A 25,186-nucleotide genomic window follows, 5' to 3' on the forward strand; every position below is an offset into this window, starting at 1 on the left:
GTCTACTTCCCCTTGTGCCCAGACTGCCGGGCCCGGCCGCCCTTGTGGGTGCCGTTCTCGGTGCCGTGCTTGCTGTCGTACTGCTCGTACGCGTCGACGATACGGCCGACCAGCTTGTGCCGTACGACGTCCTGGGACGACAGACGGGAGAAGTGGACGTCGTCGAGGCCCTCCAGGATGTCCTGGACCTGACGCAGACCGGACTTGGTGCCGTTCGGCAGGTCGACCTGCGTCACGTCACCCGTGATCACGATCTTCGAGTCGAAGCCGAGACGGGTGAGGAACATCTTCATCTGCTCGGGGCTCGTGTTCTGGGCCTCGTCCAGGATGATGAAGGCGTCGTTGAGCGTGTTGTGCGTCAGCAGGTAGTCCTGGGTGACGTAGAGGGAGTCCTCGGCGGCCACCTGGATACAGACGGCCTCCTCCCGGCCCGCCGGCTCGATACTGTCGATGAAGCGCATGGGGCGTCCGCCGCCTCCGGCCGCGAGGTACGTGTCCCGCTTGCGGGCCAGGCGGAAGGGTTCGATGCCTTCGGGGAGTCGGATGTCGACGATGTGGGCATCGTGGCGGTGTCCCACCTCCCGCCCGTTCGCAAGACCCGGCTTGCGGCCCTCGGCAGCCCTGCGACGGGTGTACGCGACACCGCCGAGCGACTGCACCAGCGAGATCACGTCGTCACGGAGCAGGATCGACGTCGTCGTGTAGTGGATCCGGCAGGTGCGGTCCTTCTGTATGACGGGACCGCCGTCGGAGTCGAGCAGGCCCTGAAGGACGGCGAGGCGTACGTCGGCCGAGTTCTGCAGGTAGTCGTGCGGGACGAACTTGGTGTGTGAACGTGTGCGCAGCAGGTCCAGCTCGCGCAGAACACGCGTGACAGGGTTCTCCAGAGTGACCACGTCACCCGGCGACTTGATCCGGTTGAGGGTGTAGTCGGGTCCCTCCCTGTGCCGCACTGCGACGCCGGGAAGCGCGCTCGCGAGCGCCTCGGCCAGCTCCGGGTCCTCCGTCGCGAAGGACGGTGTGGTGGAGCCGGTGAGGCACCCGTCCCCCAGGAGAAGACCCAGGGCGTACGGGTCCATGGGGACCTCTCGCTCCGGGTGGCACACCGGTGCGGTCAGCATCGGAAGTTCGTACCGCCGGGCGTGGGCCGCCCGCAGGTTGCCGATCATCTCCTGGGTCTCCAGGACGCGCCACGGCTTGTCACGGCGCTTGTCGTCGCGCGTTCGCACCGTCCACAGGTGCTCGCCGCAGCACAGGGTCCAGGAGCCGTCCTGGGCGGTGACGCGATAGATGTCCTTCTCGCCCTGGGGGTAGACGCCGAGGACCGGAGTCGGCTCGCCGTTGGAGCCGATGACCAGGTCGCCGACCTGGAGATCACCGATGGGACGCCAACCGTCCGGCGTGAGCACGTTGGTGAAGACGGGCTGGGCCCGGCCGCGCATGTACGCCAGCGGCGCGACCTCGATCGTGCCCGCGGCCATGAGCCTCGGGATGGAGTCGGGGTCGAGCATGTCGTGCAGCGCATCGTACAGCGGGCGCAGGTACGGGTCGATCTTCTCGTACAGGGTGCCCGGGAGGAATCCGAGACGCTCGCCGGCCTCGACCGCGGGGCGGGTCAGGATGATCCGGTTGACCTGCTTGGACTGCAGGGCCTGGACCGCCTTCGCCATGGCCAGGTACGTCTTGCCGGTACCGGCGGGGCCGATGCCGAAGACGATCGTGTGCTTGTCGATCGCGTCGACGTACCGCTTCTGGTTGAGGGTCTTCGGTCTGATGGTGCGGCCGCGCGAGGACAGGATGTTCTGCGTCAGAACCTCGGCCGGGGTCTCCTGGCCGTCACTCGTCCCGTTCTCACTCGCCCGCAGCATGGCGATCGAGCGTTCCACTGCGTCCTCCGTCATCGGCTGCCCGGTGCGGAGCACCAGCATCATCTCGTCGAACAGGCGCTGGATGAGAGCGACTTCCCGGGCGTCGCCGACCGCGCTGATCTCGTTGCCCCGGACGTGGATGTCGGCCGCCGGGAAGGCCGTCTCGATCACGCGCAGGAGGGAGTCGCCGGATCCCAGGACGGTCACCATGGGGTGCTGGGCGGGGACAGTGAACTGTGCTCTCGCCTTCCCCTGCGCGGGGCTCTGAGCTGTGGGTGTCTCAGTCATAGGCCGGCCACGAGGGCCTCTACGTCCTCCCGGATGCGTCTCGCCTGCCACAAGGGCGGCCTGGCGTTTTCCAGGGTACGCCAGGGCACTGACAACTCCGTAGGGCTTTTCCTCATACCGGCGGGGGTCACGCCGAGCGGCGGAAACCGATCGTCGGGACCGCGCGGCGCAGCGGCCAGGGCGGGGTGGGCTCCTCCCTCGGGAGCAGGTCCTCCAGGAACGCGTACCGGCTCAGTGCCTCCCGGTCCTGGCCCTCGACCGACTGCACCCGGCGCCACCAGGCCGCGATCTCGGACCAGCCGGGGGCGGAGAGGGAGCCGCCGAACTCCTGGACCGACAGCGCCGCGGTGAGGCCGGCGAAGGCGAGCCGGTCGGCGAGCGGCCAGCCGGCGAGGGTGCCGGTGACGAAGCCGGCCACGAAGACGTCTCCCGCGCCGGTCGGATCGAGGGCCTCGACCGCGATCGCGGGGACCTCCGCCGTCTCGCCGGTCTCCCGGTCCACCGCGTACGCGCCCTCCGCTCCGAGGGTCACGACGGCGAGCGGCACGTGCGCGGTGAGGGCGTGGGCGGCGGCGCGGGGGCAGTCGGCGCCGGTGTAGCGCATGGCCTCCTCGGCGTTCGGCAGGAACGCCTCGCAGTGCTCCAGGTCGGCGAGGCCGGCCAGGTCCCAGGCGCCGGTGTCGTCCCAGCCGACGTCGCCGAAGACGCGGGTGCCGCGGCTCGCGGCCTGGGCGATCCAGGGGGCGCGCTTGCCGGGGGTGAGGGAGGCGACGGCGGCGCGGGCGCGCGGCGGGCACTCGGGGGCGGGCTCCCCCGGGGGCGGTTCGTGGCCGTGGGACACCATGGTCCGTTCGCCCTCGTAGGCCATGGAGACGGTGACCGGCGAGTGCCAGCCGGGGACGGTCCGCGAGGGGCCGAGGTCGATGCCCTCGCCCTGGGCGAGGGCGTCCCAGCAGTACTCGCCGTAGTGGTCGTCGCCGAAGGCGGCGGCGAGGGAGGTCCGCAGGCCCAGGCGGGCGAGGGCGGTGGCCATGTTGGCGACGCCGCCGGGGCTCGATCCCATCCCGCGCGCCCAGGACTCGGTCCCGCGCACCGGGGCGGAGTCGAGCCCGGTGAAGATGATGTCCAGGAAGACGGTGCCGGTGAGGTAGACGTCCCAGGGCGGATCGCCGGGGGTCCGCCGGGCGGCCAAGGGGTCGACCAGGGCGGCCTGGCCGTTCTGACGGTGGTGTCCCTCTCCGGTGGACGCGGCGGACGCGGTCACGGTGCGCTCCCTGACGTGGTGCGGATCTGGCCAGTCTGCACCACGCGGCCGACCCCGTGCCGCCCGTCACGCCGGAAACGGAGGCACGCGCCGCGGGCCCGCGCCGGCCGGCACCGGTACGGGCCCCCGGAGGACGCCGCGGCGGGAGCGCTACCAGCGGGGGACGGCCGGGGTGACCCAGGCGGGGTCGGCGACGCGCATCGCCGCCGCGTCGTCCCGCTCGCGCAGCGCACCGTCGTCGTCGAGCCACCGCCGGTGCAGGAGCCGCAGCTTCTCGCGGTCGAGTGCGACGCCGAGGCCCGGCGCGTCGGAGACGGTGACCCTGCCGTCGTGGAAGGCCGGGCGCTCGGTGAGGACGTCCTCCGACTGCCAGGGGTAGTGGGAGTCGCAGGCGTGGTGGAGGCCGGGGACGGTCGACGCGACCTGGGTCATGGCGGCCAGCGAGATGCCGAGATGGGTGTTGGAGTGCATGGACACCCCGACGCCGAACGTCCGGCAGATGGCGGCGAGCTGCTGGGTGTTGCGCAGCCCGCCCCAGTAGTGGTGGTCGGAGAGGACGACCTGTACGGCGTTCCGGGTGAACGCCTCCTTGATCTCGGCGAACGTCGTGACGCACATGTTGGTGGCGAGCGGCACGTCGGTCCCCGCCGCGACCTCGGCCATGGCCGGGGTGCCGAGCACCGGGTCCTCCAGGTACTCGAGGACGTCCCCGAGCTCCCGCGCCACCCGCAGCGAGGTCTCCACGCTCCAGGCCCCGTTGGGGTCCAGCCGCAGCGGGTGTCCGGGGAAGGCCTCCGCCAGCGCCCGTACGGCGGCGATCTCCTCGTCGGGCGGGAAGACGCCGCCCTTGAGCTTGAAGGAGGTGAAGCCGTACCGCTCCTTGAACCGGCGGGCCTGCTCGACGATCCCGGCGGGGTCGAGGGCGGCGCCCCAGTCGTCCTTCTCGCAGGCCATGCCCTCGGGGTGGTCGGCCCACTTGTAGAAGAGGTAGGCGCTGTACTCGACCGTGTCCCGCACCTTGCCGCCGAGCAGCGCGTGCACGGGCAGGCCGAGCGCCTTGCCGAGGGCGTCGAGGCAGGCGACCTCGAAGGCGGAGACGACGGACAGCCGCAGTTTGTCGGCGGTCTGGACCCCGCGCAGCCCGCCCACGTCGACCTGGCCGGAGATCCGGGAGCCGTCGACGGCCACCTCGTCGGCGACGGCGGACAGCCCGTTCAGACCGGCGACCTGACGGCCGGGCAGCTTCTCGGCGAACGGGCGGGCCAGTTCCAGGTACTTGGTGTCGCCGTACGTCTCACCGACGCCGGTGACCCCGTCCGCGGTCTCGACCTCCACGATCAGCCGGGGGGTGTACGGCTGGTGCACGCCCTGGGTGTTGAGCAGCGGCGGGTCGGCGACCAGGATCGGCGTCAGCCGTACGTCGGTGATGGTGAGGTTCACAGCGCGGCTCCTACGAGGTCGAGTCCGGTGGTCAGCAGGGTCCTGAGGGCGGCGAGGTCGGCGGCCGAGGGGTCGGTGAGCGGGGCGCGCACGGGGCCGACCGGCCGGCCGCGCAGCCGGGCCGCCGCCTTCACCAGGGACACGGCGTACCCCGGCACCCGGTCCCGCAGTTCTACGAGCGGGACGTAGAACGCGCGCAGCAGTTCGTCGGCCGTGCCTCCGTCGCCGTCCCGCAGCGCCGCGAAGAAGGCGTTCGCGATCTCGGGGGCGAAGGCGTGGACGGCGGAGGAGTAGGCGGGCACGCCGACGGTGGCGTAGGCGCGGGCCTGGATCTCGGCGGTGGCGGCGCCGTTGAAGAAGAGGAAGCCCTCGGGGGCGGCGAGGGTGAGGCGCTGGAGGCGGTCGAGGTCGCTGTGGCCGTCCTTGAGGCCGATGACGGTCGGGATGGCGGCGATGCGCTTCAACGAGGCCGCGCTGAAGGCGACCTGGCCGCGCTGGTAGGCGATGAGCGGGAGCCGGGTGCGGGCGGCGATCTGCTCCAGCTGGGCGACGAGGCCGTCCTGCGGGGCGGCGACGAGGTAGTGCGGCAGGACGAGGAGGGCGTCGGCGCCCGCCTCCTCGGCGATCCGGGCGAAGCGCACGGCCTGCGCCCAGCCGTAGCCGGTGCCGGCGACGACGGGGACCCGGCCGGCCGCCTCCTCGACGGCGAGGGTGACGACCTGCCGGTACTCGTCCTCGTCCAGGGAGAAGAACTCGCCGGTGCCGCACGCGGGGAAGACGGCGCCGGGCGCGGTGGCGAGCTGGGCGGCGACGTGGGCGCGGAAGCCGTCGGGGTCGAGCGAGCCGTCCGCGCGGAAGCTCGTCAGCGGGAACGACAGCACGCCCCGCGCCATGCCGTCGCGCAGGCGACGCGCCGTGTCCGTTTCGAGGCTCACCCTCGCCATCTCCCCATGTAGACGTCATCCATGTATGAAGATGGAGGTTAGATATGCGAACGCCCCCCGTCAATGGGGCCCGGCGCCGCCCGCGCCTTACGATCGGGCCATGCCAGAGGAGACAGGCGGCGTCCGCGAGGTGAAGTCGGCCGCCCGCACGGTCGAGCTGCTGGAACTCCTCGCCGCCCGCGGGGACCGTCCGGCGCGGCTGCAGGAGCTGGCGGACGCGCTGGGCGTGCCGCGCAGCTCGATGTACGCGCTGCTGCAGACCCTGATCGGCCGGGGCTGGGTGCGCACGGACGTCACCGGCTCCCTCTACGGCATCGGCATCCACGCCCTGCTGACCGGAACCGGCTACCTGGACTCCGACCCGCGCGTCCGCCTGGTCCGCCCGTATCTCGACGAGGCGTCGGAGGCGCTGGGCGAGACCATCCACCTGGGGCGGCTGGACGGGCGGGACGTGGCCTATCTGGCGACGCGGGAGTCGCACGCGTACCTGCGCACGATCAGCCGGGTCGGCCGCCGGCTGCCCGCGCACGTGGGCGCGCTCGGCAAGGCCCTGCTGGCCGAACGCCCGGACGCCGAGCTGCCCGAGGGGCCGTACGAGGCACTGACGCCGAGGTCGCACACGAGCCGGGAGTCGCTGCTCGCCGACCTGGCCGGGGTCCGGGCGCGCGACTACTCGGTGGACCGGGAGGAGGGCGTCACCGGCATCGTCGGTTTCGGCTTCGCCCTGCGCTACGACCGTCCCGCGCAGGACGCGATCAGCTGCTCGGTGCCGGTGGCCCGGCTGACGGCGGAGCACGAGGAGCGGATCGTCGCGGTGATGCGGGAGATCCGGGCGAAGATCGAGGCGGCGGCGACCGCGCCGGGGACGGGGAACGGCTCGACGGGAACCGTGAACTGGCGCTGAAACGCGCCCTTTTACCCGCCCACTCCCATCCCAAACCCAAAGTGATCCACATCACCCACCCCGCGCTTCTTCTCCCTCCCCGCGCTTGATACAAATTGCCCGCGCGTTCCCGTCCGTCGACGGCCTGCGCCCCACCCCCTTTCGAGCCGCTTCTTTTCGCATGCCCTGGAACGCCCGTGTTCGCCCGCCGCACCCCCACGCCCTGGCCCCTGCTCGCCCTTTTCACGGCCGGATACCTCGCCCCCTACCTGCTGCCGACCGTCGTCGGCCGGCTGGACTCGGGACTTCCCCTGACCGCCACCGAGGCGGGTGCCGTCGGCAGCGCGCTGCTGCTGAGTTCGGCGTCGGCGGGATTCCTGCTGGCCTCGCGGGTGGAACGGATCGGCGCCCGGACCCTGGCCCGCGCCGGACTCGCGCTGGCCGTGCTCGGCTACGGCGGGGCCGCCCTCGCCGGTGACGTCCCGGCCGTGGTCGCGGGCGCCGTCCTCGGCGGCTTCGGCTCCGGTACGGCCACGACGGTCGCCGCCACCCGGATCGCCGCCCAGCCCGATCCGCACCGCGCCTCCACGCTGGGCCTGCTCGCGGTCTCCGGGCTGGCCGCCGCCGTCTATCTGACGGTGCCGCGGCTCGGGGCCGGGCACGGCCAGCCGCTCGCCGCCATCGCGCTCACCGCGGCCGCCGTGTGGCCGCTGACCGGCCGGCTGCCCGGACGCACGGCCCCCGCGCCGACGGCCCGCCGCGCGGAACGCGCCCGTCTGCCCCATCTGCGCTCCGGTCTCGTCCTGGCCGCCGCCATGCCCTGCTGGTCGCTGGTGCAGAACTCCCTGTGGGGAGTCAGCGGCCGGATCGGGCTGACACAGGCCCACCTCGGCGAGGCGGCGGTCGGCGCCGTCTTCGCGGTGGCGCTGGGCGCCGGGCTCATGGGTGTGCTCGGCGCGGGACTGCTGGGACCGCGCCTCGGACGGGCGGTGCCCATCGGCGGCGGGACCGTCCTCATCGCGGGCTGCGTCGTCGTGAGCGCCTCCGCGACCGGTCCGGTGAGCTTCGCGACCGGTGAGATCGCCTGGAACGTGCTCTACCCCGTCGTCCTGTCGTACCTCATCGGGCTGGCCGCCTCGCTCGACCCGCGCGGCCGCTGGGCGGTGCTCGTCGGCTCCGCGGGCTCACTGGGCACCGCCGCCGGGCCGCTGACCGGGAGCGTGCTGTCGGCACAGGCCGGGTTCCCCGTGATGGGGCTGGTGCTCGGGGCGGGGCTGCTCGTCGTCGCCGTACCGATGACCGCCGTGGCCCTGCACACGGGCGGACGGCCGCTGTCCGCGGGCGCCGTGCGGCGCCGGGGCGGCGCTTCGGAGCAGCCGGTCGTCGAGCTCATCGAGCTGGACACCCCGGCCAGACCCGCACCGGACGCCTACGACACGGCCGGCCCCCGGCAGGCGGGCGCCTCCCCGGGCTCCGGGACCTGACCGACCCGGCCGAGCGGTGTCCCGGCCCCGCCGCACGCCCCGCGCCGGTGGGCCGTTGAGGTGAGTCCGCTACTGCAATGAGTGCCCCCGCCGGGTTTTCCGGGGTCCGTGCCCTCGGCGCGCTGCCGATGATGTCGGTCGAATCCGACCGTCCGGATCCCACCACCCCGGATCCGGCTGCCCGAAGGAGCAACATGCGGTCTGCACGCATCGTGGGCCTGCTGCTGGGGGCCGTGCCCCTGGTGGCGATCGGCGCCCTGGCACCGGCGTCCGCCACGCCGAAGCCGAAACCGCGCGCCCTGGTCGTCCCCACCCGGGCCTTCCCGACCATCCAGTCCGCGGTCGACGCCGCGCGACCGGGAGACCGCGTCACCGTCCGCCCCGGCGTCTACCGGGAGCAGGTGACGATCGGCAAGAAGCTCACCCTCACCGGGGCGGGAGCCGGGAAGACCACGATCCGCGCCCCGAGGAAGCTGGTGAAGGGACCCGACGGCCGCACCGCCATCGTCACCCTCGACGACGCGGCATCGGTGCGGATCTCCCGTCTCACGGTGAGCGGGCCGGGTTCCGGCACCTGCGACAAGGGCGCGCTGGGAGCGGGCATCCGGGTCATGGGCGGGGCCCACCTCGACCTCGGCCGGGCGAAGGTGACCCACATCAAGGACACCCCCCTCGCACCGTGCTTCCGCAGCGCCACCGCGGTCCTCGTCGGCGGCCTTCCCGAGGGCACCGGATCGGCGACCATCACCGACTCCCGCATCACGGACTACCAGGGCGCCGGCATCGTCGTCCTCAACGCGCGCTCCCGCGCCACCCTGGTCCGCAACGTCGTCGTCGGACAGAAGAAGCTCTCGACGGACGGGATCGAGTTCATCGAGGCGACCGGCCGGATCGAACACAACGTCGTCCGTGACAACGCCTGCCGCGAACCGGACCCGGGATGCGGCACCGACTTCTTCGAGGACGTCCAGCACGCCGGCATCCTGGCGGGCGCCCCCGGGACGGTCATCACCGGCAACCGCCTCACCGGCAACCAGCTGGGCATCTACGCGGTGGACACCGCGAGGATCAGCCGCAACCGCATGACCGGCAACGCGTACTTCGGGATGGCCCTCCAGGACGGGTCGTTCACCGCGGCCAAGGACGTCGTCCGGGGCGGGGTCGGCGGTGTCGCGGTCATCGCGTCGTCCGTCGACACCACCGCCCGGCTGAACCACGTGAAGATCACCAAGACCTCGGGACCCCGGATCCGCAAGTTCACCTGCTGCGGCTACACCGCCACGGTGAAGACCAGGCGCTGGGCGAGGACCGGGCCCTACGAGGGAAACGTGTAGGCGTCCACCTCGGCGAGACACCGCGCCCGCCGCTCCTCGTCGTCCTCCAGGAAGGAGGCGGTGAAGGAGTTGCGGGCCAGTTCGCGCAGCCGTTCCTCGCTCAGGCCCAGGGTCTGCCGTACGGCGTCGAAGTTGTCGCCCGCGTAGCCGCCGAAGTAGGCCGGGTCGTCGGAGTTGACCGTGCAGAGGAGCCCGGCGTCGAGCATCGCGGGCAGCGGGTGGTCGGCGAGGGTGTCGACCGTGCGCAGCCGCACGTTGGACAGCGGGCACAGGGTGAGCGGGATCCGCTCCCGCACCAGCCGCTCGACGAGCGCCGGGTCCTCCATGCAGCGCAGCCCGTGGTCGACGCGCTCGACGCCGAGGACGTCGAGGGCCTCGGTGATGTACTCCGGCGGCCCCTCCTCCCCCGCGTGCGCCACGCGGCGCAGCCCCAGCGCGGCGGCGGCCTCGTACACCTCGCGGAACTTCACCGGCGGGTGCCCCACCTCGGCGGAGTCCAGCCCGATGCCGATGATCCGGTCGAGGTGGGGCTTGGCCGCCTCCAGCGTCTCGAGGGCCGACTCGGCGGATTCGTCGCGCAGGAAGCAGAGGATCAGCCGGGTCGAGATCCCGTGGTCGGCCTCACTGGTCCCCAGCGCCCGCCACAGCCCCTCCACGACCGTGCCCATGCCGACGCCGCGGGCCAGATGGGCCTGCGGGTCGAAGAAGATCTCCGCGTGCCGCACGCCCTGTGCGGCGGCGCGGGCGAGGTAGGCGCGCGCCAGATCCTCGAAGTCCCGCTCGGTGCGCAGGACGGCCATGAGTTCGTAGTACAGGTTCAGGAAGGACTGCAGATCCTCGAACTGGTACGCCTCGCGGAGTTCGTCGGTGTCGGCGTACGGCAGCGCGACCCCGTTGCGGGCGGCCAGCTCGAAGGCCAGCTCCGGCTCCAGGGTGCCTTCGATGTGCAGGTGCAGTTCGGCTTTCGGGAGGGACATCAAAGCATCGTACGTCCGCTTTACCGCCGTTTCGGCAGCGGCACCCGCAGCAGGTCGTGAGCCACGGTCAGCTCGCCGTCGAAGCCCGCCGCCCTCGCCTGCCGCTCGAAGTCGTCCGGCTCCGAGTAGCGCTGGCTGAAGTGGGTGAGCACGAGATGCCGTACGCCGGCGTCCCGGGCGGCGCGGGCGGCCTGACCGGCGGTCAGATGACCGTGCTCGACGGCGAGTCGCTCGTCCTCGTCGAGGAAGGTCGACTCGATGACGAGCATGTCGGCGCCCTCCGCGAGCGCGTGCACGCCCTCGCACATCCGGGTGTCCATGACGAACGCGAACCGCTGGCCGCGCCGGATCTCGCTCACGTCGTCGAGCGAGACACCGCGCACGGAACCCTCGCGCTGGAGAAGGCCCACGTCCGGACCCTTGATGCCGTGCGCGGCGAGGCGTTCGGGGAGCATGCGGCGGCCGTCGGGTTCGATCAGCCGGTAGCCGTAGGACTCGACGGGGTGGGAGAGTCTGCGGGCCTCCAGCGTGCAGGAGCCCAGGCTGCCGACGGCCCCGTCGGCGCTCACCGGTGCCTCGGTCAGCTCGACCGTCTCCCGGTAGGCCGTCGCGTAGCGCAGGCGGTCGAAGAAGCGCTGCCCCGACTCCGGGTAGTGGACGGTGACCTCGTGCGGGACCTGGTCGAGATTGATGCGCTGCACGACCCCGGCGAGACCGAGCGAGTGGTCGCCGTGGAAGTGCGTGACGCAGATCCGGTCGATGTCGTGGGCCGCGACACCGGCCCGCAGCATCTGGCGCTGGGTGCCCTCGCCGGGGTCGAAGAGGATGCCCTCGCCGTCCCAGCGGAGCAGGTAGCCGTTGTGGTTGCGGTGCCGGGTCGGGACCTGGCTCGCGGTGCCGAGGACGACCAGTTCACGTACGGACATGGCAGGTCACCCGGGGGGCCACTGCAGGCCGCGGCCGCCGATGACGTGCGCGTGGGCGTGCCAGACGGTCTGGCCGGCGCCGGTGCCGGTGTTGAAGACGATGCGGTAGCTCTCCAGCTTGTCCTCGTCGGCTACGGCCTGCGTCTCGCGCAGTACGTCGGCGGCGAGCTGCGGCGCCTCGGCGGCCAGTACGGCGGCGTCCTTGTAGTGCGCCTTCGGGATCACCAGGACGTGCGTCGGGGCCTGCGGGTTGATGTCCCGGAACGCCACGGTCGTCTCCGTCTCCCGGACGATCGTCGCCGGGATGTGCCCTTCGACGATCTTGCAGAACAGGCAGTCGTCCTGCGGTTCCCCGGCCATGGGGTCTCCTTTGCGGCGGGTGATCTCTTACGGGGCATCGTAGCGAGCGGTGGCTGGACGACGGCCACCTCTTCGCCCACCGAGTCGGGTGGTCGGCGGGCACAGGCCGGGGGTACCAGGGGGCGGAGCCCCCTGGACGGTCACGGCAGCGCGGGGGGCGTCCTGGCCGGCGTCGACTCCAGCGCGGCCAACGCCAGCCGTACCGCCTCGTCCAGCTGGACGTCCCTCCCCGCCGCGTGGTCCTGCGGAGCACAGACCACCTCGACGTCCGGGTCGACGCCGTGGTTCTCCACGCCCCACCCGTAACCCTCCAGCCAGATCGCGTACTTGGGCTGGGTGACGAGGGTGCCGTCGACCAGGTGGTAGCGGCTGTCGATACCGATCGTGCCGCCCCAGGTGCGGGTGCCGACCACCGGTCCGATCCCGAGCGCCTTGATCGCCGCGTTGACGATGTCCCCGTCGGACCCGGAGAACTCGTTGGCGACGGCGACCACGGGCCCCCGGGGCGCGTCCTCCGGATAGCTGAACGGCCGCATGCCGCGCGGCACGTCCCAGCCGACGATCCGCCGCGCCAGCTTCTCCACGACCAGCTGCGAGGTGTGTCCGCCCCGGTTCTCCCGGACGTCCACGACCAGCCCCTCACGGGCCACCTCCACCCGCAGGTCGCGGTGGATCTGGGCCCAGCCGGGCGCCTGCATGTCCGGCACGTGGAGATAGCCGAGCCGGCCTCCCGAGATCTCGTGCACATACGCCCGCCGGTCCGCGACCCACGCGTGGTAGCGCAGCGCCTCCTCGTCGGCGACGGGGACCACGACCGCGTGCCGCGGCTCGCCCCCGCCGGAGGGCGAGACGGTCAGTTCCACCACCTTGCCCGCCGTGCCGACGAGCAGCGGGCCGGGGCCCGTCACCGGGTCCACCGGATGCCCCGACACGGCGACGATCGCGTCCCCGGCCCGCACCGCGACGCCGGGCGCGGCGAGCGGCGAGCGGGCGTCGGGGTCGGAGGTCTCCGAGGGCAGCACCCGGTCGATGCGCCAGCTGCCGTCCTCGTGCCGGGAGATGTCGGCGCCGAGCAGCCCCTGGCGGGCGCCCCGGCCGAAGCCGCCGCGGGGCGAGACGTAGGCGTGCGAGGTGCCCAGCTCGCCGTGCACCTCCCAGAGCACGTCGACCAGGTCGTCGTGGGTGGCGACCTTCTCCAGCAGCGGCCGGTAGCGGTCCAGGACGCCGTCCCAGTCCACCCCTCCCAGGTCCGCCCGCCAGAAGTTGTCCCGCATGATGCGGCCGGTCTCGTCGTACATCTGCCGCCACTCGGCGGCCGGGTCGACCAGCTGCCGGATCCGGCCGAGGTCGACGGTGATGTTGCTGTCGCTGTCCTCGTCGCCGGAGGCGCGCCGGTCGCTGGGTACGACCTTGAGCTTGCCGTCGGTCCACAGCAGCAGCCGCTTGCCGTCGCCGCTGACCTCGTAGCCGTCGGCGTCGGCGGCGAGGTGCTCGATGCGCTGCTGGACGAGGTCGTAGCGCTCCAGCTCGGTGTTCGGATCGGGGTCGTCGGGGGTGGCGCGGGAGGCGCCGAGGACGCCGCGCACGGGGTGCCGCAGCCACAGCACGCCGTCCTTGGCCGCCGCGAGGCCGGAGTAGCGGCCGGCCTCGACCGGGAAGGGCACTATCCGGTCGGCGAGGCCCTCGAGGTCGATCCGGGTGGCCGGGGTGCCCTCGCTGTCGGGCGTCTCGTCCTTGTCGGGCGCGTCGAAGGGGCGGCCGTGCCGCTGCGGGCCGAACGGCGACGGCGTCGTCGCGGCCAGGGTGATCAGGTGCGGGCGGGCGCCGGCCGGGAAGGAGAGGTCGAAGACGTGCTCGTCGTAGACCGGGTCGAAGGCGCGCGTGGACAGGAACGCGAGGTGCTTGCCGTCGAGGGTGAAGGCGGGCGCGTAGTCGCGGAAGCGCAGCGGGGTCGCCTCGGTGACCGACAGGTCGGTGACGTTGGCGAGCTTGAGCTGGGCGAGCGGGCGCGGGCCGGGGTGCGACCAGGCGAGCCACGCCGAGTCGGGCGAGAAGACCAGGTCGCCGACGTCGCCGTCGGCGCTGCGGTCGACCTCGCGGACCTCGCCGCTCTCCCGTTCGACGAGCAGCAGCCGCCCGTCGTGCGAGGCGACGGCGGCCCGGCTGCCGTCGGGCGCCATGGCGAGTTCCAGGACCCGGCCGAGCCGTCCGGCCGCGAGCCGGCGCGGGGCGGCGCCCGCGACGGGCCCGGTGGCCGGGGCGAACTCCAGGGCGTCCTCGCCCTCGGCGTCCGTCACCCACACCACCCACTCCTCGCCCTCCGTGCGGAAGGTGCGCGGCAGCCGGGCCCGCACCCCCGGCTCGGCGGCGAGCGCCCGCGCGGGCCCGGAGCGGTGGGTCACCCAGTGCACGGCCCCGCGCACCTCGACGGCGCTGCCGCGCGCGGTGTGGTCCGGCGCGGCCCCGCCCAGCCACCGCGAGGGGGTCACCGGGTACGGGCGGCGGTCGGTGCGCTGCCCGCCGAGGCGGACGTCGAGACGGCGCGGTTCGGCACCGTCGAGGTCGTCGAGCAGCCACAGCTCCCCCGCCGACATGTACACGATCCGGGTGCCGTCGCCGGTGGCGTGCCGGGCGTAGAAACCGTCCAGCAGGGTGTGGCGCCGCAGGTCGGACCCGTCGGCGAGGGACGAGTACAGCGCGCCGGTGCCCTCGTGGTCGGAGAGGAACGCGATCCTGTCCCCGGCCCACACCGGGTACTCGATGTTCCCGTCGAGCTCGGTGTGCAGCCGGACGAAGTCGCCGGTGCCGTCCCGGTCGATCCACAGCTTGCCCGCCGTGCCGCCCCGGTAGCGCTTCCAGTAGGCGGCCTCGCGGCCCATCGGCGCGGACAGCAGCACGGTGTGCGGGCCGTGGGCCACGGCGCCGACCGGGCCGTACGGCAGTGTGGTGGCCGGTCCGCCGTCGACCGGGACGGCCCGCGCCCAGCTGCGGCGCAGGGTGGCCTGGTCGTGGGTGCTGACGGCGAGGACCTGGCCCTGCGGGGTCCAGCCGCGCACCCGGGTCTGCCAACTCCCCCAGTACGTCAGGCGGGTGGCCGGTCCGCCGTCGACCGGGGCGATGTGCACCTCGGGGGCGCCGTCGCGGGTGGAGGCCCAGGCGACGGTGGTGCCGTCGGGCGAGATACGGGGTGAGGAGACCGGTACGTTGTCGGCGCTGACCCGCCAGGCGCGCCCTCCGTCGAGGGGCGCGAGCCACACGTCGTCCTCGGCGGCGAAGGCCACCAACTCGCCGTGCAGGTGCGGGTGTCGGAAGTATGCGGCAGGCGTCGCGGACTGTGTCACCAGGTCACTCTATGCAAGGACGGCACCGCAGGTCAGGGGTTTCGATCACTTCTGTCCGCCACTGCCCTGCACGGTCCGGGTGACGGTCACGGTGACCGTGACGGTCGGCTGCCCGCCGGGCCGCGCCGAGCCGGACGGCCCGACCGGCGAGGGCGTCGCGGATCCGCAGTCCCCGAGCCCGCTGACCCGGAACACCTCCTTCTTGCCGACGACCGCCCGCAGGTCACCCCGCACACACTTGCCGTCGACCGCGCGCACGACCTTGCCGTCCACGCTGACGTCCCGTCCGTCGCCGGTCTCCCCCTGGCACTCGACGGAGACGAGACGGTCCTCGGTGCCGCCGGTGCAGGTCAGCCAGCGCACGTCGACGTCCCGCCGCTCGATCTCCGCCGTGGCGGCCTGGTCGGTCGTGTACGCCACGGAGGCGCTGCCCACCCCGCCGCCCGGCTCGCAGGCCACGGCGCCGCCCACGGCCACCGGCACGACCAGGAGAAGGCGCATCCGCCTCAAGGCTCCCATGGAGGGCAGCCTGCCACTCACGGAGACGGCGCGACAGCCCGTATGCGGCCACGCTCTACGCTGAACTCATGCGCGACCGACGCCGCCTGAGAAGTCTCGTCGTGGACGACACCACCACTTATCTGTGGAGGGTCCGTCACCGGCACGAGCCCTGCCGGGAGATCCTCACCCTGTTGCGGGACGGGGTCCGCACCCGGATCGTCTTCCGGACCGGGGACGGCCACTACGCCGGCGACGGCGCGTACACCCACACCGGCGGTGTGGGCGACCGCCACCACCACCTCAACCTCCACCGCCCGGGCGTCGTACGCGCCCTGGTCGACGAGGCGGTCCGACGCGGACTGCTGCCCTCGACGGAGGACTTGGACGGCTGGGAACTGTTCCCCGCGGTGACCCCCGACTGAACACCCCGACACCGACGAGGACCGACGGCCCGTCCGGCCGGGATCAGGACCAGCGGCCCGTCCGGCCGAGGATCAGGGCCGTGGCGGCCGTTCCGGCGGTCGAGGTGCGGAGCACGCTGCGGCCCAGCCGGTACGCCCTGGCACCCGCCTGTTCGAAGAGCGCCAACTCGTCCGGGGAGACGCCCCCTTCGGGTCCGACGACGAGCACGATCTCGCCCTCGGCGGGGAGTTGGGCGGTGGCCAGCGGCTCGCTGCCGTAGTCGCGGTCCTCGTGCAGCACGGCGGCGAAGTCGGCCCGCGCCAGGATGTCCGCCACCTGCTTGGTGGTCGCCGCGTCGGCGACCAGGGGGAAGCGGACCCGGCGGGACTGCTTGCCGGCCTCACGGGCGGTGGCCCGCCACTTCGCGAGCGCCTTCAGCCCCCGCTCGCCCTTCCACTGCGTGATGCAGCGGGAGGCGGCCCACGGGACGATCGCGTCGACACCGGTCTCGGTCATCGTCTCGACGGCCAGCTCGCCCCGGTCCCCCTTCGGCAGCGCCTGGACGACGGTGACGCGGGGCGACTCGACGGGCTCCTCGACGACGTCCTTCAGGCTCACGACCAGCCGGTCCCGGCCCTCGGCGGCGAGCACCTCGCCCTCCGCCCAGTGCCCTGCCCCGTCGGTGAGGACGACCGCCTCACCGGCCCGCAGCCGCTTCACCGAGACGGCGTGCCGTCCCTCGGGCCCCTCCAGCACGAACGCGCCGCCGCGGGTCAGCTCGTCGACGACGAACACCGGCGCGGTCACGAGACGCCCTGCTCACCGGCCGGACGCCGGGCCAACGCCGCCCGTGCCGCCTCGAGTTCGGACACCAGGACCTCCACCAGCCGCCCGGCGGGAAGCTCCCGGGCCATCCGGTGTCCCTGGCCCGCCCACAGCGCCATGCCCTGCGCGTCGCCCGCCTTGGCGGCGGCCTTGCGCAGCGGCGAGGTGAGGTGGTGGACCTCGGGGTAGGCGGCGGGGGCGTAGGGGCCGTGCTCGCGCAGGAAGCGGTTGACCAGGCCGCGGGCGGGGCGGCCGGAGAAGGCGCGGGTCAGTTCGGTGCGCACGAAGAGGGGGTTGGTCAGCGCCTCCTTGTGCACGGCGTGCGCGCCCGACTCGGGTGTGGCGAGGAACGCGGTGCCCAGCTGGGCCGCGCTCGCGCCGGCCGCGAGGACGGCGGCGATCTGGCTGCCGCGCATGATGCCGCCGGCGGCGACGATCGGCAGGCTCACGGCCTCGCGGACCTGGGCGATCAGGGAGAGCAGCCCGATGCCGGAGCCGTCGTTCTCGGGGACGTCCTTGTGGGTGCCCTGGTGGCCGCCCGCCTCCATGCCCTGCACGATCACGGCGTCCGCCCCGGCCTGCTCGACGGCCCCGGCCTCCTCGACGGAGGTCACGGTGACCAGGGTGAACGTGCCCGCGCGGCGCAGCGACTCCAGCGTGTCGGCGCCGGGGACGCCGAAGTGGAAGGACGCCACCGGCACCGGGTTGTCCAGCAGCACGGCGATCTTGGCGTCGTAGCCGTCGTCGCGGCCGCTGTCCGGGTCGCCCAGCTCGGTGTCGTACCAGCTGGACTCGCCGGCGAGCTGCTCGGCGTAGACCTGCACCGCGCCGGCGTCGAGGGGCGCGGCGCCGGCCGTCGCGGTGGACCCGTCGCCGGCGCCGGGCTGTTCGGGCTGCGGCATGAAGAGGTTCACGCCGAAGGGGCGGCCGGTGAGCCCCCGGAGCTGCTTGATCTCCTGGTACATGCCGTCGGCCGTCTTGTACCCGGCGGCGAGGAACCCGAGCCCGCCGGCCTCGGACACGGCGGCGGCGAGCTGGGGCACGGAGACGCCGCCCGCCATGGGGGCCTGCACGATCGGATGGGGGAAGAGATCGGTCAGCGCGGAGGACATGACGGCATGTTGTCACGTCCTCCGAACAAGTCCGAATCCGGCCGTCCCTCCGGCGAGGGTGTGACGGGACCAGCCGGTGTGGCAGTCGGGGCCGAGGCCCGTGCAGGGCCGCGGCGGGGGTCCGGGGGCGGCGGCGCCGGCAGCCCCCGGCTGCCCGTCAGCGGCCGTTGAACGCGTCCTTCAGCCGCGAGAACAGACCCTGCTGGCCCGGCTGGAACTGGCCCTGCGGCCGCTCCTCGCCGCGGAGCTTGGCCAGCTCGCGCAGCAGCCGTTCCTGCTCGGGGTCGAGCTTGGTCGGCGTCTGGACCTCGACATGGACGATGAGGTCGCCGCGGCCGCCGCCCCGCAGATGGGTCACGCCCCGGCCGTGCAGCGGGATCGACTGGCCGGACTGGGTGCCGGGCCGGATGTCGACCTCCTCCAGGCCGTCCAGCGTCTCCAGCGGCACCTTGGTGCCGAGGGCCGCCGCGGTCATCGGGAGCGTCACCGTGCAGTGCAGGTCGTCGCCGCGCCGCTGGAACATCGCGTGCGGCAGCTCGTGGATCTCGACGTACAGGTCACCGGCGGGGCCGCCGCCGGGGCCTACCTCGCCCTCGCCCGCGAGCTGGATGCGGGTGCCGTTGTCGACACCGGCCGGGATCTTGACCGTGAGCGTCCGCCGGGAGCGGATGCGGCCGTCGCCCGCGCACTCCGGGCACGGGGTGGGGACGACGGTGCCGAAGCCCTGGCACTGCGGGCAGGGCCGCGAGGTCATGACCTGGCCGAGGAAGGACCGGGTCACCTGGGAGACCTCGCCGCGGCCGCGGCACATGTCACAGGTCTGGGCCGTGGTGCCGGGGGCGGCGCCCTCACCGCTGCAGGTGCCGCAGACGACCGCCGTGTCGACCTGGATGTCCTTGGTCGTGCCGAAGGCGGCCTCCTCGAGGTCCACCTCCAGCCGGATCATCGCGTCCTGGCCGCGCCGGGTGCGCGAGCGCGGGCCGCGCTGGGACGCCGTGCCGAAGAACGCGTCCATGATGTCGGAGAAGTTGCCGAAGCCACCCGCCCCGAAGCCGCCCGCGCCGCCGCCCGCCTGCGAGAGGGGGTCGCCGCCGAGGTCGTAGACCTGCTTCTTCTGCGGGTCCGACAGCACCTCGTAGGCGGCGTTGATCTCCTTGAACCGCTCCTGGGTCTTCGGATCCGGGTTGACGTCCGGGTGCAGCTCGCGGGCGAGCCGGCGGAAGGCCTTCTTGATCTCTTCCTGCGACGCGTCGCGGCGCACGCCGAGAACGGCGTAGTAGTCCGTGGCCACTTACGACTCCGCCAGGATCTGTCCGACGTACCGTGCCACTGCGCGTACCGCTCCCATCGTTCCCGGGTAATCCATGCGGGTCGGTCCGACCACGCCGAGCTTGGCGACTGCCTCGCCGCCCGAACCGTAGCCGACCGACACCACGGAAGTGGAGTTGAGTCCCTCGTAGGCGTTCTCGTGACCGATGCGTACGGTCATGCCCGAATCCCCCGCCTCGCCCAGGAGCTTGAGGAGCACCACGTGCTCCTCCAGGGCCTCCAGGACGGGCCGGATGGTGAGGGGAAAGTCATGTCCGAAGCGGGTGAGATTGGCGGTGCCGCCGATCATCAGCCGCTCCTCGTTCTCCTCGACGAGCGTCTCCAGCAGCGTGGAGAGCACCGTCGAGACCGTGCCGCGGTCCTCGGCCTCGAAGGCGTCGGGCAGGTCCTCGACCAGACGCGGCACGTCCGTGAACCGGCGGCCCGCGACCCGGCTGTTGAGCCGCGCGCGTAGATCCGCCAGCGAGGTCTCCCCGAAGGGCGCCGGGCAGTCCACCATCCGCTGCTCGACGCGGCCGGTGTCCGTGATCAGCACGAGCATCAGCCGGGCCGGGGCGAGCGACAGCAGTTCCACGTGCCGCACGGTGGACCGGGTCAGCGACGGGTACTGCACGACGGCGACCTGCCGGGTGAGCTGGGCCAGCAGCCGCACCGTCCGCGCGACCACGTCGTCGAGGTCGACGGCGCCGTCGAGGAAGTTCTGGATGGCGCGCCGCTCGGGCGCGGTCATCGGCTTGACGCCGGCCAGCTTGTCGACGAACAGCCGGTAGCCCTTGTCGGTGGGGATGCGCCCGGCGCTGGTGTGCGGCTGGGCGATGTACCCCTCGTCCTCCAGGGCGGCCATGTCGTTGCGGACCGTCGCCGGGGACACGCCGAGGTTGTGCCGCTCGGTGAGCGCCTTCGAGCCCACGGGCTCCTCGGTGCCGACATAGTCCTGGACGATGGCGCGCAGTACTTGCAGCCTGCGTTCACTCAGCATCCGCGCACACCTCCAGAAGTAGTCCCCAGTCCCCTGGGCCGCCTGCCCTGGCACTCTTCACTTCCGAGTGCCAGCGTTCCCCGGCCCAGTGTACGGCTGTGGGGTACACCCCGGGCAAGGTCGGCCGGTGGCAGGGCGTCCTACCGTTAGCGTCCCGGTATGACGGTGACTTGGGAAGAGCTGGGGTGGGAGCAGGTCGCGGCCGGGGTCGGGCGGGTGCGGCTGCCGGGCTGGGACTGCACGGCCGGGCTGGTCGTCGGGGCGGGCGCGGTGCTGGTGGTGGACGCGGGGTCGAGCCTCGCGGAGGGCGCGCGGCTGCGGGCGCAGGCCGAGGAGCTGACCGGCGCGCGTGTGACCCATCTCGCGCTCACCCATCCGCACTTCGACCATGTGTTCGGTGCCGCGGCGTTCGCGGGCGCGGAGGTCTTCGGGGCGGTGGGCGTCGACACGGTACGGGCGGAGGAGCTGCGGGCGGACGCGGTGCGCAACGGTCTCGACGAGACGACCGCGACGGAGGCCGCGGACACCCTGGTCCGCCCCCGCCACCTCGTCTCCGGCGAGTGGACCCTCGGCCTCGGCGGCGGCCGGCAGGTCCTGCTGGCGAACGTCGGCCCCGCCCACACCGCCCACGACCTGGTGGTCCTCGTCCCCGGCGGCCCCGGCTCCCCGGAGGTCGTGTTCTGCGGCGACCTGGTCGAGGAGTCCGGCGAGCCGCAGGCCGGCCCCGACGCCGTGCCCTCCCACTGGCCCGCCGCCCTGGACCGCCTCCTCGACCTCGGCGGCGAGGACGCGCTGTACGTGCCCGGTCACGGGGCCGTGGTGGACGCGGCGTACGTGCGGGCGCAGCGGGACGCGCTGGCGGAGCGCTTCGGCGTGTCGCGCTGAGCCTTCACCCCCCGGGGCCGGGGCTTCTCCTATCGTCATCCGAATGCGCCAGTACTCCGCCGACCTGACTCCTCCCTGGAAGAAGCCGACGCCCGTCCCCGAGGTCCCGGCGGAGCCCGGCCTGGTGGTGGAGGAGCCCGGCACCGGCTTCTGTGGCGCGGTGATCCGCTGCGAGGCGGGCACGGTGACCCTGGAGGACCGCTTCGGCAAGCACCGGGTGTTCCCGCTGGAGCCGCGCGGCTTCCTGCTGGAGGGCCGCGTGGTGACCCTCGTACGGCCGTCGTCGGGTGGTCCGGTGCGCCCGGCCCGTACCGCCTCCGGTTCGGTCGCCGTCCCCGGCGCCCGCGCACGGGTGGCCCGCGCCGGCCGCATCTACGTCGAGGGCCGGCACGACGCCGAGCTGGTCGAGAAGGTGTGGGGCGACGACCTGCGCATCGAGGGCGTGGTGGTGGAGTACCTGGAGGGCGTCGACGACCTGCCGTCGATCGTCGCGGACTTCGCCCCGGGCCCGGACGCGCGCCTGGGCGTCCTGGTGGACCACCTGGTGCCGGGGACGAAGGAGTGGCGCATCGCGCAGTCGGTGACCAGCGCGCACGCGCTGGTGGTAGGCCACCCGTACATCGACATCTGGGAGGCGGTGAAGCCGTCGTCCCTGGGGATCGCGGCCTGGCCGCGGGTCCCGCACGGCCAGGACTGGAAGACGGGGGTGTGCCGGGCCCTGGGCTGGCCGTCGGACAACACCGGCGCGGTGTGGCAGGCGATCCTGGCGAAGGTCGGCTCCTACAAGGACCTGGAGCCGGAGCTGCTGGGACGGGTGGAGGAACTGATCGACTTCGTCACGGACAGCGGTGCGGCCTGAGGCGACCGGGTCGCTCGCCGGAGTGATCAGTCCACCAGGTCCCGCACCACCGCGTCCGCCAGCAGCCGCCCGCGCAGCGTCAGCACGGCGCGCCCCTCGCCGTAGGGCCCGCTGTCCAGCAGCCCCTCCGACAGCGCCCGGCGGGCCGCCGCGAGCCCGTCCCGCCGCAGCAGCGACAGCGGCACGCCCTCCCGCAGCCGCAGCTCCAGCAGGATCCGCTCCACCCGCCGGTCCTCGTCCGAGAGGAGTTCGCGTCCCGCCCCCGGCGAGCGCCCCGCCGCCAGGGCCGCCGCGTACGCCCCCGGATGCTTCACGTTCCACCACCGCACCCCGCCGACGTGCGAGTGGGCGCCCGGCCCCGCGCCCCACCAGTCGGCGCCCCGCCAGTACAGCTCGTTGTGCAGGCACCGGGCCGCCGCTGAGGTGGCCCAGTTCGACACCTCGTACCAGTCGTAGCCCGCGGCCGACATCACCTCGTCCGCGATCAGATAGCGGTCGGCGTGGACGTCGTCGTCGGTCATCGGGACCTCGCCGCGGCGGATGCGGCGGGCGAGCTGGGTGCCCTCCTCGACGATCAGCGCGTACGCGCTGACGTGGTCCGGGCCGGCGCCCAGCGCCGCGTCCAGGGACGCCCGCCAGTCGTCGTCCGACTCGCCCGGGGTGCCGTAGATCAGGTCCAGGTTGACGTGCTCGAAGCCCGCCGCCCGGGCCTCCGCCACACACGCCTGCGGCCGTCCCGGGGTGTGCGTGCGGTCGAGGACCTTCAGGACGTGCTGCCGCGCGCTCTGCATGCCGAAGGAGACACGGTTGAAGCCGCCCGCGCGCAGGGTCGCCAGATACGCCGGGTCCACCGACTCGGGGTTCGCCTCCGTGGTGACCTCCGCGTCCGCCGCGAGACCGAACTCGTCGCGGATCGCGCCCAGCATCCGGACCAGGTCGGACGCGGCCAGCAGGGTCGGTGTGCCGCCGCCGACGAAGACCGTGCGGACCTCGCGCGGGTCGTCGCCGAGCACCTTGCGGGCCAGCCGGATCTCGTCGATCAGGGTGTCGGCGTAGTTGTCGCGGGAGGCGAGGACACCGCCGGTGCCGCGCAGCTCGGTCGCGGTGTAGGTGTTGAAGTCGCAGTACCCGCAGCGGGTCGCGCAGTAGGGGACGTGCAGGTAGAACCCGAGGGGGCGGTCGGCGGCGCCGTTGAGCGCGTGCGCCGGGAGCGCGCCGTCGTCGGGGACCGGCTCGCCGTCGGGGAGTGCGGAAGGCATGCCCTCCATTGTCCAGCACCCCGGCGCACACCTACTCCGCCTGCAGCACCAGCAGCGCCAGGTCGTCCTCGGGCGGCCGCTCGCCGAACTCGTGCACCAGCCGGCGGATGCGCCCCGCGATCAGCTCCGCGTCCAGGCCGACGCATCCGGCGAGCGCGGCGGCCAGGCCGTCGCCGTCGTCGAACTGGCGGGAACCCGAGCGCCGCTCCGTCACCCCGTCGGTGACGCACAGCAGGCTGTCGCCGTGCCGCAGTTCCAGCACGTCACTGGTGTACGTGGCGTCCTCGATCACCCCGAGCAGGGTCTGCGGGCGCGCGGCCGTGGCGACGGAGCCGTCCGGGCCCAGCAGCAGCGGCAGCGGGTGACCGGCGGAGGCGAGGGTGCAGCGGACGCCTCCCTCGAAGGGGGCGAGCTCGCCGTAGAGGAGGGACAGGAAGCGGGTCTGGGGGCCTTCGGCGGGTCCGGCGGGGCCGACGAAGGCGCGGGCGGCGGCGTCGGCGGCCTCGGTCGCGTCGTCGAGGAGGAGCTGGTTGAGGCGGTCCAGGACATCGGGGACGCCGTAGCCCTCGCGGGCCAGCAGCCGCAGCCAGGGGCGCGCCAGACCGATGACCACGGCCGCCTCCGGGCCCTTGCCCTGGACGTCGCCGATGGCGAAGCACCAGCGGCCGTCGCCCGCCGGGAACAGGTCGTAGAAGTCGCCGCTCGGGCCGCCCTGCTCGCGCGGCTCGTAGACCAGGGCGCTGCGCACCCCGGGGATCTCGGCCATCGCGCCGGGCAGCAGACCGCGCTGCAGGACGGCGCTGATGGTGACCTGGCGGGCGTACTGGCGGGCCGCGCCGATCGCCAGCGCGACCCGGCGGCCGAGGTCCTCGACGAGCCCCGTCACCTCGTCGGGGAAGGCCCGGGGTCCGGCCTGTCCGATCGCCAGGGTGCCCAGCGGGCGGCCGCCGGCGATCAGCCGGTAGGCGAGGGCCGTGCCGCACGGGCCGAGGGCCGTGCCGGGCCAGGGGTAGGGCTCGGGGCCCGAGAGCGGCGGACCGGACGGCCGCGGCGGGTCCTTCTCCAGGGCCCGGCGCAGCTCCTCGATGTGTCCCTCGTTGCCGTGCCACACCCGGGCCAGCCGTGGTCCGGGCCCCCCGGCCCACTCGCCCCAGCCGCCGCGTCCGCTGACCTCGTCCTCCAGCCACACCGCGCACCAGTCGGCGAGCCGCGGCACCAGCAGCTGGCTGGTGAGCGCGGCGACCAGGTCCTCGTCGAGCTGACCGGCGAGCAGGTCGGAGGCCTCGGCCAGGAAGGACAGGGCGCCCCGGTTCAGCCAGTCCGGGCCCCGGTCCGCGGCCTGCGGTTCGGGGGCGAGGGCTTCGAGCAGGCCGACGGCGGCGCCCGGTGCGGGGGCGGCCGCCTCCTCGGTGTCGTACGGCTGCCCGGACGGCGTCGGCAGCAGCCGCGCCCAGACCGTCTTGGCGCCCCTGCGGTACGTCACTCCCCAGGCGTCCGCGAGCGTGGCGACCAGGCGCAGGCCCCGGCCGTACTCCGGGGTCTCGTACGGCGGTTCGGGCGGGGCGTCGCGCGGGGCGCGGGAGGGATGGTGGTCGGAGACCTCGACGACGACCGCGCGGCCGCACTCCGGATGCTCCTCCAGCCGGCACAGCAGCTCCACGTCGGTGCCGGCGTGGACCACGGCGTTGGTGACGAGCTCGCTGACGACGAGTATCGCGTCGCCGACGAGGTGCTCGGCGACACCGCCCCACTCGGTGAGCGCGGCGCGCACCAGGTCGCGGGCGGCGCCGGGCGCGAGGGATCCGGCGTCCAGGGTGGTCCGCAGGTGCGGGAGCGCGCCGACGGGCGCGTACGGGAGCGCGTCGGTGGCGAGGGAGAAGGTCTCCCGCTGGGTCGGAATGGCCCCCATGCGCAGCTCCCGGGACG

General features: G+C 73.5%; 21 protein-coding genes. 6 read left to right on the forward strand and 15 right to left on the reverse strand.

What is annotated here, in order from left to right; genetic code table 11:
- Positions 1 to 2: 2 nt before the first annotated feature.
- From ACFY2L_RS04385 to ACFY2L_RS04400, 4 genes are all read right to left on the reverse strand, one after another.
- Positions 3 to 2,156 (reverse strand): PhoH family protein, encoded by a 2,154-nt coding sequence (locus ACFY2L_RS04385; RefSeq protein ID WP_390821452.1) that lies wholly within the window; start codon positions 2,154 to 2,156, stop codon positions 3 to 5.
- Positions 2,157 to 2,283: 127 nt separating this feature from the next.
- A complete protein-coding gene (locus tag ACFY2L_RS04390; protein WP_390821453.1) occupies positions 2,284 to 3,420 on the reverse strand; it encodes a carbohydrate kinase family protein in 1,137 nt (378 codons plus the stop codon).
- 150 nt (positions 3,421 to 3,570) lie between these two features.
- The gene (locus tag ACFY2L_RS04395; protein ID WP_390655372.1) at positions 3,571 to 4,860 is read right to left on the reverse strand and encodes a glucarate dehydratase family protein; all 1,290 of its coding nucleotides are present in this window, start codon (positions 4,858 to 4,860) and stop codon (positions 3,571 to 3,573) included.
- Positions 4,857 to 5,804 carry a 5-dehydro-4-deoxyglucarate dehydratase gene (locus ACFY2L_RS04400; RefSeq protein ID WP_390821454.1) on the reverse strand — a complete coding sequence of 316 codons (948 nt, stop codon included), beginning with the start codon at positions 5,802 to 5,804 and terminating at the stop codon, positions 4,857 to 4,859. Before ACFY2L_RS04400 ends, ACFY2L_RS04395 begins: the two co-directional genes overlap by 4 nt.
- 100 nt (positions 5,805 to 5,904) lie before the next feature.
- On the opposite strand from ACFY2L_RS04400, the gene ACFY2L_RS04405 reads away from it, so the two are divergent.
- From ACFY2L_RS04405 to ACFY2L_RS04415, 3 genes are all read left to right on the forward strand, one after another.
- Positions 5,905 to 6,708 (forward strand): IclR family transcriptional regulator, encoded by an 804-nt coding sequence (locus ACFY2L_RS04405; protein ID WP_390655370.1) that lies wholly within the window; start codon positions 5,905 to 5,907, stop codon positions 6,706 to 6,708.
- A gap of 176 nt (positions 6,709 to 6,884) precedes the next feature.
- Complete coding sequence (locus tag ACFY2L_RS04410; RefSeq protein ID WP_390821455.1) at positions 6,885 to 8,171, forward strand: MFS transporter; 1,287 nt, start codon at positions 6,885 to 6,887, stop codon at positions 8,169 to 8,171.
- Positions 8,172 to 8,365: 194 nt separating this feature from the next.
- Positions 8,366 to 9,505 carry a nitrous oxide reductase family maturation protein NosD gene (locus ACFY2L_RS04415; protein WP_390821456.1) on the forward strand — a complete coding sequence of 380 codons (1,140 nt, stop codon included), beginning with the start codon at positions 8,366 to 8,368 and terminating at the stop codon, positions 9,503 to 9,505.
- On the opposite strand, the gene ACFY2L_RS04420 is transcribed toward ACFY2L_RS04415, so the two are convergent.
- From ACFY2L_RS04420 to ACFY2L_RS04440, 5 genes are all read right to left on the reverse strand, one after another.
- Complete coding sequence (locus ACFY2L_RS04420) at positions 9,487 to 10,482, reverse strand: adenosine deaminase (RefSeq protein WP_390655367.1); 996 nt, start codon at positions 10,480 to 10,482, stop codon at positions 9,487 to 9,489. The genes ACFY2L_RS04415 and ACFY2L_RS04420 overlap by 19 nt on opposite strands.
- A 20-nt stretch (positions 10,483 to 10,502) precedes the next feature.
- Positions 10,503 to 11,408 (reverse strand): ribonuclease Z, encoded by a 906-nt coding sequence (locus tag ACFY2L_RS04425; RefSeq protein WP_390655366.1) that lies wholly within the window; start codon positions 11,406 to 11,408, stop codon positions 10,503 to 10,505.
- 6 nt (positions 11,409 to 11,414) lie between these two features.
- Positions 11,415 to 11,768, reverse strand: a complete 354-nt coding sequence (locus ACFY2L_RS04430) for a histidine triad nucleotide-binding protein (RefSeq protein ID WP_390655365.1) — start codon at positions 11,766 to 11,768, stop codon at positions 11,415 to 11,417.
- Positions 11,769 to 11,908: 140 nt separating this feature from the next.
- Positions 11,909 to 15,109: a S41 family peptidase gene (locus ACFY2L_RS04435; RefSeq protein WP_390821457.1), complete on the reverse strand. Its 3,201-nt coding sequence runs from the start codon at positions 15,107 to 15,109 to the stop codon at positions 11,909 to 11,911.
- A 45-nt stretch (positions 15,110 to 15,154) separates the two neighbouring features.
- Positions 15,155 to 15,628: a hypothetical protein gene (locus ACFY2L_RS04440; RefSeq protein WP_390821458.1), complete on the reverse strand. Its 474-nt coding sequence runs from the start codon at positions 15,626 to 15,628 to the stop codon at positions 15,155 to 15,157.
- Between the two features lie 68 nt (positions 15,629 to 15,696).
- Between ACFY2L_RS04440 and ACFY2L_RS04445 the strand changes: the two genes are divergently transcribed.
- The gene (locus tag ACFY2L_RS04445; protein WP_390655362.1) at positions 15,697 to 16,032 is read left to right on the forward strand and encodes a hypothetical protein; all 336 of its coding nucleotides are present in this window, start codon (positions 15,697 to 15,699) and stop codon (positions 16,030 to 16,032) included.
- A 43-nt stretch (positions 16,033 to 16,075) separates the two neighbouring features.
- On the opposite strand, the gene ACFY2L_RS04450 is transcribed toward ACFY2L_RS04445, so the two are convergent.
- The 4 genes from ACFY2L_RS04450 to hrcA form a co-directional block, all read right to left on the reverse strand.
- Positions 16,076 to 16,819 (reverse strand): 16S rRNA (uracil(1498)-N(3))-methyltransferase, encoded by a 744-nt coding sequence (locus ACFY2L_RS04450; RefSeq protein WP_390655361.1) that lies wholly within the window; start codon positions 16,817 to 16,819, stop codon positions 16,076 to 16,078.
- Positions 16,816 to 17,949: a nitronate monooxygenase gene (locus ACFY2L_RS04455; RefSeq protein WP_390821459.1), complete on the reverse strand. Its 1,134-nt coding sequence runs from the start codon at positions 17,947 to 17,949 to the stop codon at positions 16,816 to 16,818. The genes ACFY2L_RS04450 and ACFY2L_RS04455 overlap by 4 nt, the downstream gene beginning before the upstream one ends.
- A gap of 157 nt (positions 17,950 to 18,106) precedes the next feature.
- On the reverse strand, positions 18,107 to 19,240 hold the full coding sequence (gene dnaJ, locus ACFY2L_RS04460; RefSeq protein WP_390655359.1) for a molecular chaperone DnaJ: 1,134 nt from the start codon (positions 19,238 to 19,240) through the stop codon (positions 18,107 to 18,109).
- Positions 19,241 to 20,257, reverse strand: coding sequence for a heat-inducible transcriptional repressor HrcA (gene hrcA / locus ACFY2L_RS04465; RefSeq protein ID WP_390655358.1), 1,017 nt, complete (start codon positions 20,255 to 20,257; stop codon positions 19,241 to 19,243). It abuts the gene before it with no gap.
- Between the two features lie 159 nt (positions 20,258 to 20,416).
- Here hrcA and ACFY2L_RS04470 point away from each other — a divergent pair, with 159 nt between their 5' ends.
- Complete coding sequence (locus tag ACFY2L_RS04470; RefSeq protein WP_390655357.1) at positions 20,417 to 21,142, forward strand: MBL fold metallo-hydrolase; 726 nt, start codon at positions 20,417 to 20,419, stop codon at positions 21,140 to 21,142.
- 43 nt (positions 21,143 to 21,185) lie between these two features.
- Positions 21,186 to 22,001, forward strand: a complete 816-nt coding sequence (locus ACFY2L_RS04475) for a DUF3097 domain-containing protein (RefSeq protein ID WP_390821460.1) — start codon at positions 21,186 to 21,188, stop codon at positions 21,999 to 22,001.
- Between the two features lie 26 nt (positions 22,002 to 22,027).
- Here ACFY2L_RS04475 and hemW read toward each other — a convergent pair whose 3' ends face one another.
- Together hemW and ACFY2L_RS04485 are read right to left on the reverse strand one after the other, a co-directional pair.
- Complete coding sequence (gene hemW, locus ACFY2L_RS04480; RefSeq protein ID WP_390655354.1) at positions 22,028 to 23,260, reverse strand: radical SAM family heme chaperone HemW; 1,233 nt, start codon at positions 23,258 to 23,260, stop codon at positions 22,028 to 22,030.
- 31 nt (positions 23,261 to 23,291) lie between these two features.
- Positions 23,292 to 25,169, reverse strand: coding sequence for a SpoIIE family protein phosphatase (locus ACFY2L_RS04485; protein ID WP_390821461.1), 1,878 nt, complete (start codon positions 25,167 to 25,169; stop codon positions 23,292 to 23,294).
- Positions 25,170 to 25,186: the final 17 nt, after the last annotated feature.

The organism is Streptomyces sp. NPDC001381 (assembly GCF_042895685.1).
GTDB lineage: Bacteria > Actinomycetota > Actinomycetes > Streptomycetales > Streptomycetaceae > Streptomyces.